General features: G+C 23.5%; 12 protein-coding genes. 10 read left to right on the forward strand and 2 right to left on the reverse strand.

Translation table 11 applies throughout. The annotated features are described in order from the left end of the window. Positions 1–193: 193 nt before the first annotated feature. The 7 genes from Q5F54_RS08185 to Q5F54_RS08215 all read left to right on the forward strand — a co-directional run bounded on the left by Q5F54_RS08185 (position 194) and on the right by Q5F54_RS08215 (position 3664). A complete protein-coding gene (locus tag Q5F54_RS08185; RefSeq protein WP_281537558.1) occupies positions 194–736 on the forward strand; it encodes an RNA polymerase sigma factor in 543 nt (180 codons plus the stop codon). Beyond that, positions 729–1433 carry a DUF4367 domain-containing protein gene (locus Q5F54_RS08190; protein ID WP_281537557.1) on the forward strand — a complete coding sequence of 235 codons (705 nt, stop codon included), beginning with the start codon at positions 729–731 and terminating at the stop codon, positions 1431–1433. Before Q5F54_RS08185 ends, Q5F54_RS08190 begins: the two co-directional genes overlap by 8 nt. 73 nt (positions 1434–1506) lie before the next feature. After that, positions 1507–1941 (forward strand): hypothetical protein, encoded by a 435-nt coding sequence (locus Q5F54_RS08195; RefSeq protein WP_281537556.1) that lies wholly within the window; start codon positions 1507–1509, stop codon positions 1939–1941. A gap of 65 nt (positions 1942–2006) precedes the next feature. Next, positions 2007–2456 (forward strand): hypothetical protein, encoded by a 450-nt coding sequence (locus Q5F54_RS08200; RefSeq protein ID WP_281537555.1) that lies wholly within the window; start codon positions 2007–2009, stop codon positions 2454–2456. A 61-nt stretch (positions 2457–2517) separates the two neighbouring features. After that, positions 2518–2781, forward strand: coding sequence for a hypothetical protein (locus tag Q5F54_RS08205; protein WP_302334213.1), 264 nt, complete (start codon positions 2518–2520; stop codon positions 2779–2781). 45 nt (positions 2782–2826) lie between these two features. After that, positions 2827–3153: a hypothetical protein gene (locus Q5F54_RS08210; protein WP_302334214.1), complete on the forward strand. Its 327-nt coding sequence runs from the start codon at positions 2827–2829 to the stop codon at positions 3151–3153. 274 nt (positions 3154–3427) lie between these two features. After that, positions 3428–3664, forward strand: coding sequence for a hypothetical protein (locus Q5F54_RS08215; RefSeq protein ID WP_277231421.1), 237 nt, complete (start codon positions 3428–3430; stop codon positions 3662–3664). Positions 3665–3929: 265 nt separating this feature from the next. Here Q5F54_RS08215 and Q5F54_RS08220 read toward each other — a convergent pair whose 3' ends face one another. Further along, entirely contained in the window at positions 3930–4991 is a 1062-nt protein-coding gene (locus Q5F54_RS08220) for a hypothetical protein (RefSeq protein ID WP_302334215.1), read from the reverse strand. Between the two features lie 319 nt (positions 4992–5310). Here Q5F54_RS08220 and Q5F54_RS08225 point away from each other — a divergent pair, with 319 nt between their 5' ends. Both Q5F54_RS08225 and Q5F54_RS08230 read left to right on the forward strand, forming a co-directional pair. Beyond that, complete coding sequence (locus Q5F54_RS08225) at positions 5311–6150, forward strand: hypothetical protein (RefSeq protein WP_302334216.1); 840 nt, start codon at positions 5311–5313, stop codon at positions 6148–6150. A 109-nt stretch (positions 6151–6259) separates the two neighbouring features. After that, a complete protein-coding gene (locus Q5F54_RS08230; protein ID WP_288702286.1) occupies positions 6260–6754 on the forward strand; it encodes a hypothetical protein in 495 nt (164 codons plus the stop codon). A gap of 268 nt (positions 6755–7022) precedes the next feature. Here the strand turns inward: Q5F54_RS08230 and Q5F54_RS08235 are convergent, their stop codons facing one another. Then, positions 7023–7223, reverse strand: a complete 201-nt coding sequence (locus Q5F54_RS08235) for an ATPase (RefSeq protein WP_302334217.1) — start codon at positions 7221–7223, stop codon at positions 7023–7025. Between the two features lie 186 nt (positions 7224–7409). On the opposite strand from Q5F54_RS08235, the gene Q5F54_RS08240 reads away from it, so the two are divergent. Then, positions 7410–7883 (forward strand): cation diffusion facilitator family transporter (locus tag Q5F54_RS08240; RefSeq protein WP_302334218.1); only part of this gene is annotated, 474 nt, incomplete at its 3' end.

A 7883-nucleotide genomic window follows, 5' to 3' on the forward strand; every position in this document is an offset into this window, starting at 1 on the left:
TAAGTGTCTTTTTTTGTTTATATATTTGTCTGATTTAATTATACAATTCAGGTAAAGAAATCGAAAATTAAATGAGAAAAAGCCAGGAATGATACAAATTTGACTACTTATTCCTGACTTTTATATATCAACTCCTTATTGGTTTTTTATAAATAGGAGAGTCTTCTTTTTTATTTATAGGAGGTGTAAATTAATGTTTTTATACTTAAGTTTAATTGAGACAGAAGAAGATAAGATCAAGTTTGAGGCTATCTTTAATAATTATAAAAAAACTATGTATTATATTGCAAATAGCATATTAAAAGATGAACATTACTCACATGATGCTGTTCAAAATAGCTTTTTAAAAATAATTAAACATATTGATAAAATAGAAGATGTAAAATGCAACAAAACGAAAGGATTTATCGTTACTATAGTAAGGAACTCTTCAATAGACATATACAGAAAGCTACAAATGGAAAAAAATAAAGTTCAAAAGCTAGAAAATGAAATACTGAGTTTTGAACAAGAAGTATATGATACTGATATTTTACCTAATAAAGTAGAAGTAGCTATATTAAAGTTACCAGAGCGATATAAGCAAGTATTTTTTTTAAAATACTCTCATGGAGTTCATGATGATAAAATTGCAGATATGTTAGATATAAGTCCTTCTACAGTAAGGACTAGAATAAAAAGAGGGAAGGAAAAATTGAAAATCATATTAGATGAAATGGAGAAAGTACATGGATAAATATGAAATTACTGATGATTTGCTTTTTCAGCATTGTACTAATGTTGAAAATTTTATATTAGAACAAATTCCTGATGAAGAAGATATAGATTATGAATACCCTAAAGAATTTGAAAAGAAAATAAAAAAAATAATTAAGAAAGAAAAAATGGGTTTGTTTCTTAATAAAATATGCTTATATACAAAAAAGGTAGCAGTAGTATTTATAGCATTTTTAATTAGTTTATTTACAATAACAATGAGTGTTGAGGCTTTAAGAGTAAAATTATTTGATATGGTTAAAGAAGTTTATGAAAAATTTACGATATATAAATTTAAAATAGATGAAAATGACAATAAAAAAGTAAACTTTTTAGAGAAGAAAAGTATTAATTATCTCCCAAATGGTTTTGAAGAGATTGATAGAGCTGAGTATGATAATGATATATCGGTAACCTATTCAGATGGAGAAGATTATATAACATTTAATTACTTGTTAATTGAAAATAGCAATTTATATATAGATACAGAGAATGCAAAAATAAATAAAGTTCAAATAAACAATTTTTATGCAGATTATATTGAAAAAGAAAATAAAAGTCGGTTAGTATGGCAAGATGAAAATATATTGTATGATTTAAAATTAGACTATACAAATAAAGATAAATATTTAGATATTAAGTCTGAATTAATAAAAATTGCAAAAAATATAAATTAATTTGATAAATAATGAAACAAAACCTCCTAAAAATTTCGTTTACTTAATGTAAAGAAATTTTTGGGAGGTTTTTATGTGTATAAAAAGAAAGATAATCAGTAGTTTAGGGGTATCAGTGTTAGTATTTAATGTTTCATTATCTACGCCAATATTTGCAAATGAATATGAGACAAACTTAGAAATACAAAATGAAGCAAGGTATACTCATATAGATAAGGCAAGTAGCAAGCTAAGTATAAGTGGTGGTGTAGCAACTTTAACTGCTAGTATGACTGCTAATCCAGGAGTTAGTAAAACATTAATAACATCAAGGCTACAAAAAAAAGTTAATGGATCATGGGAAACTGTACAGGCATGGACAGAAACAAGTAGCACGACTTCTTGTAGGCTCAATAAAACGATATCAGTTTCAAAAGGGAATAGTTATAGAATATTTTCAACAGTGAAAGCTTACAAGGGGACAGATTCTGAGAGTATTGCTGTATATAGCAATATCGTAAATTATTAGAAGTGGTATAGATTGAAACTAATATTATTAGTTCATATAAATTTTACTAAATAGGGGGAAAACAAATGAATAAAAGAATTAAAAAAATAATAAATGTTGCTATATTAGTTTTAATAGTAATATTTTCTTCTGTAGGATGTAGCAGTGACTCAAAGTACAGTGATTTATTAACTAAATATATAGAAATTAACAATGATTACATAAATCAAAAAATTACTAAAGAGATTATGGAAAATATTGTAGGTTTACCTTTTTCTTCTTATGAAGAAGGGAATGAGAATGATTTAAATAGTTATATATATAGTGTTGATGATGAAGAGTTAGTAATATCAACTGATAATAATGATAAATTAGTATTTATAAAATACAACAAATTAAATGAAATTGAGCTAGTGAACTCCCTAATAGATGGGACATCAATTGGTGGATACAAACCTGGTTTTACTTCTAAATTTGAGATTAAAGACTTAAATACTCAAAAAGAGTTATTAGATAGCTATATAAATAATAGATAAATTTAACGCTCATGAAGTTGATTTAAAATTAAGTATTATAGTATATAGAGAGGTTAAGATTATGAGTAATATTAAAAGAAATATTCTAGGTACTATTGCTGGTTTTTCACTTATTTTTATGAATAATAGTAACGTAACAAAATCTGTTAATCAACTATTTTTGAGAATAAACAACGGAGATAATTTAAATTCAATATCTATACTTGTAAGTGGTATTGTACAGGATTTATTACTAGGGATTTCTTTATGTGGAATTTGTGTATTATTATTTTTTACAATCAGTTTATTGAAAGATATTGTTTTATACAAGAATGAAAATAACTAAGAATAATAAAATAAATTAGCCAGTTATCAAGAGAGGGAGATTAAATTGAGTTTAAAAAAGAAAAGAGTAAGGAAAAGTATTGCATTAGTGTTAGTTGGAGTAATGGTTGTCACACCTATTATGAATAATGTTTCGGCTATGGAAAATAACTATATAAATAGTCATATAGAAATTCAAGAGAATATAGAGTATTTTAAAAATGTTGAAACATATATAAAAGAGTTATATGGAACAGAAGATAAATTTTATCCTTTTAAAATTGGCATTTCGGCAGTAACAGCAGCATCAGTAGCACCTGATGTTCTTGCTTATCTTATAAATGTTCGTAATTGTGGAAGTTATTACAATATAATTATAAATGGAAAAAGCTAAAAAACTAATATTTATTTCATGTGTTATTACATTAATAATTTCTACAATTAATGTGCTAGATACAGAATTATTAACAAGTACAATAGATTTTATTATAACAATTACGGTATTTTTAACTGCGATATTAAAACAAATTAATTTATTAAAATATAATAAATTAAATAAAAGTATATGTCAAATAATAAAAGAATCATGTATTATATGGATAGTTGCAATTAGCTTTTGTATAGTTGCAATAACTATGATTTAAAAGATAATAAGAAAGGATTAAAGAATGAAAAAATCTTTAATATATGGAGTTAGTACAGCTATAATCTTTTATATAACTACAGTATATATACTTGAACCTTTTGGTATGTTTATAACATACGGTGGTGATAGTTATACACTATCATACCATATGTTTTCATATATGGGTTTAGTATTGTTAAGTGGAATAATTGTATTTTGTACAAGTATAATTATTCAAAAAATTAACTATCTTATAGAGAAACTTGATAATAAAAATTAAAATAATAATAGGTTATTTATGGATAATGTAATTTAGGGGGAAATTACAAAATGGAATGTTTGAGATATAATGTAGTATAAGGAATAAACATACTATATTTTAAGTTTGTAAATTTAATGTATTACTAATTAAAGCAACAAAAATAGCTAGATAATAAGATAATGATATGCTCCCTTTTGGTAGATACTTAAAATAATAAAACTGTCTACCATAAAGGGAGTATTTTTATTACTTATTTATAACATTTTAATAAAGATAATTTTAATTAAGACTCTAGACAAAGAGTATAAAAGTCTATACAAACATCTTTTAAATTGACTTTATCAGGATTAAAATTAATCTTTCTTAAATAATTATAAAAATCTAAATCATAAACAAAATTACTAAAATCATATTCATACTGAGAATACCTGTAATCTAAATATTTAGAAAATCCTTCAATTAAATTTTCCTCACACCACTCATTAAAATGATAAGCATCACGACCATATTCATTATATACAGAAACTAATTCATCATCAGATTCTAATTCATTACAAATATCTAAAAACTCAGGAGTATCAGTAAAAGAATCAAATAAAGAATGTGAATATTTATGAAAAGGAACTCTAAGAAGGTCTTTAACTGATGTATTAGGTTGAATAGTAGATACTATATTATTATCAAACTCAAAACTTTGAGAAGATATAGGGTTTAAACTGTAGTAAAAAGTACAAATGTAATCGTTACTTAAAGTTACTCCACATACATTTTCAATGAATTTTTTTATATCTACATCATTTGAAGACAATAATTCATTTAACTTAGAAGCCTTTTTATTTAAAGATGATTTTTCTTTATTAAAATAAGATTTGAAATAATCATTATAAAAATAATTAAAAAAAACATCTATATCATTTTGCAAATCAGAAGATAAACTTAAATTTTCACTAGAAACTAGAGTATCCACTATATCAGATACATTAGCCTTATCATCTAAATTAATAACAGAGTTTATATAGCTCCAAGAGGAATTAGAATCAAATATATTTTTAAGTTTAAACTTCATATCATCATTCATAGAATCATAAGTTTTCTTAAGCCATTTATAATGTTTTTTTGCATCTCTTGAAGTATTGTTATATAAATCTTCATAAGTAGAGTTCTCATCTGAGTTTTCTATATTTGTAGTATATATCTCATGGGCAGTTTGAATTAATGAAATTTTTAATGAAGGACCATTAACTTTAATGTCAGAATTGTAATTTATATCTTTATTGTTTTTGTATCCTGTAAGTATGAATATTGATAATATATTTAAAATAACAATAAGTTTTTTTATATTCACAATATCACTCCTTACATAATAAAATTTAACCTGTAAACTAAAATACCTTTTAAAATCATTCAACAAGAAATCCTTATAAAATATGGTGATATTAATAAAAAAATAGCAAAAAAATAAAAATACAAAGCTTATATATTTATAGTTGAAACTTTTAGAAATCAAAAGTTGTCATAAAAAATAGAATAAAAAGAAGTTAAGGAGATAAGAATTATTAAAATATTTTATTTAAATTAATTGTCTTATTAAAGAGAATAGATGATATAATAATTTTGGAGTAGTTACTTATTTCACAAAATACAAATAAAATAAGGGGAAGATTATGAAAAGGACAATTTTAGGGTTATTATCTTTAGGATGTATACTTTTAATGGGGTGTACTCAACAAAAAGTAGACAAAGTAGAATCATTAAGAGATGCATATTTTCAAATTGCAGAGAAAATAGTTAATAAAGAAGAAATAAGCAGTAAATATATCAAAAAACTACTAAATGGATATAACTATAAAAAAGATGAAGAATTTAAGATAGAAGGTCAAAATATAGACGGAAGTGATTATATACAACAACCATATACCTTCACAAATGGAAATGAAAGTTTAAATATAACTTATTCTAATTTTAACAATGAAGAACAAATACACCCATTATATAGTTTAAAGGATGAAAAAGGAGAAACTAATTTATCTATTTTAATTCCTGAAATAGACGATACAAAAATGAGATATATGTATATTGCAAATCGAGATAACTTAAAAGACCATAAGAAGCTATTAGAAAAATTAGATAATAATGAAGGAAAATGGCATGATGTATATATAAAAGTTATAGATAATGTATGTTCTATTAATGATATGGATATAGAAGATATAAAGAATCTTTTAGGAGTAGAGTATAGTGTTAATGAATATCCATATGATGAAAAATCAAGTCTCAGTTTGAATATTGTAGAATACATTTTTGAAACTGATGATGAGATGTTTATGGTTCAATATGTAAAAGAGAAAGATAAGATTTTTAATGTATTTTATAATGATAAAAATACTAACACTATAAATACTGTGGTTGATAACAAACTTATAGATGAAAAAAAGAATTTACATACTGGTATATGTACTTATGTTGAAGATTTTGATAAGCAAAGAGAGTTATTAGATTATTAAAATAATTAGTTGCTTATAAATATATAATCAAATTTTTAATATTAATATATTGCATATTTATTTTAATAAAGATTAGATTAAAAAGTACAATGGGGGAGAACGGTATAAAATGAATAAGTATAAAAAGTTAATAGTATTATTATTAATAATTGTAGTAGGAGTAATCTTATTTATATATCCTAAATCATTTAAGCAAACGTATAAAGATGTACAAGTTTTTGAAAATGGTAAAAAAGTAAGAACAGTCGATATTAAACTAGATGGTAAAATACATAAAGCTCACTGGATTTGGCAAAGACTTAAATTCAGTGAAGAGTTAAATGGAAGTATTACTATAGATGGTGAAAAATACTTATTACATCCGTATGATTTATATATGTTTCCAGATGAAAATGGTAACTTTACTGATAATGGTATTTATGAGTGTTCATTGAACAAAGATAAAAATGAATCTTTAGAAGATAAAAATATTTATTTTTTTATAACACATGATAAAAGTACACTTTATATAATAATGGAGAACAAGGAATTTATTTATCCATATAATACAGATGAGGATTATCAAAAAGTAAGAGAAAGAATGGATAGCTGGTTACAATTTTAATATAATGCGAACAAAACAGTAGGAGTACATCAATATAGAGATACACCTACTTTTTTGATATCAAAATTGATTATAATATCAATAATATATTAGAATATATCAAAATAAAAAATACAATATCAAATAAGAAAACTTAATCTTAAAGTAAAGAATACAAATAATTATATTGGTTTATTAAAAAGCTTATCTCATAAATAAGATATAATACTATTTTAACTTACTATAAAATGAAATATTTTGATGATATTTAATTTAAATCAATTAAACTTTATAATTTTTTTATATAAATTACAGAATTTAGGGGTATATATAAAGTGTAGTTTTTGTTAGAGGCTTTATCTATATGTCTTCGAAGTAATATTATTTCATAAGGAGTAGCAGATATAATTTCTCCATATAACTTATCTTTAGTTAAATAAGTGTATACTTCTACATATTGGTTTAAAAGGGAAATAGCTAATTCATACATAATATCAGCTCCTTAGCATGATATGTCTTATTATAATATATGAATTTATGCATAACTTTGACATTAAAAATACTAGGAATATTCCAAAAAAAGTAATTATATGATAGTATTAGTGAAGAAAAAATATCCATATATAAATAACTACATATAAAGAAATAATAGATAATAAAGTAGGGAGGAGAGAATATGTTTTCAAATTTATTAGTAAAAACATTTATAAAAGATAATGAAAATATTGAAAATGAAGATGTAAGAAATAAATATGGCTATCTAGCTGGAATCGTTGGAATAATAGCAAACTTTATATTATTTGGAGTAAAATTATCAGTAGGTTTATTAACATCAAGTATAGCTATAATGGCAGATGCATTTAATAACTTATCAGATATGGCATCGTCAGTTATAACAATAGTTGGATTTAAATTAGCAAGTATACCACCTGATAAGGAACATCCTTTTGGACACGGTAGACTTGAATATATATCGGCACTTATAGTTGCATTTATGGTAATGCTTGTAGGGATTCAATTTGTAAAATCATCAATAGATAGAATATTAAATCCTGTACCTATAACATTTGAAATAATACCATTTATATTACTTTTCATATCAATACTTGTTAAAGTATGGCTAAGTAGATTTAATAAGTTTATGGGAAGT

Source organism: uncultured Romboutsia sp. (genome assembly GCF_958366745.1).
Lineage (GTDB): Bacteria > Bacillota > Clostridia > Peptostreptococcales > Peptostreptococcaceae > Romboutsia > Romboutsia timonensis.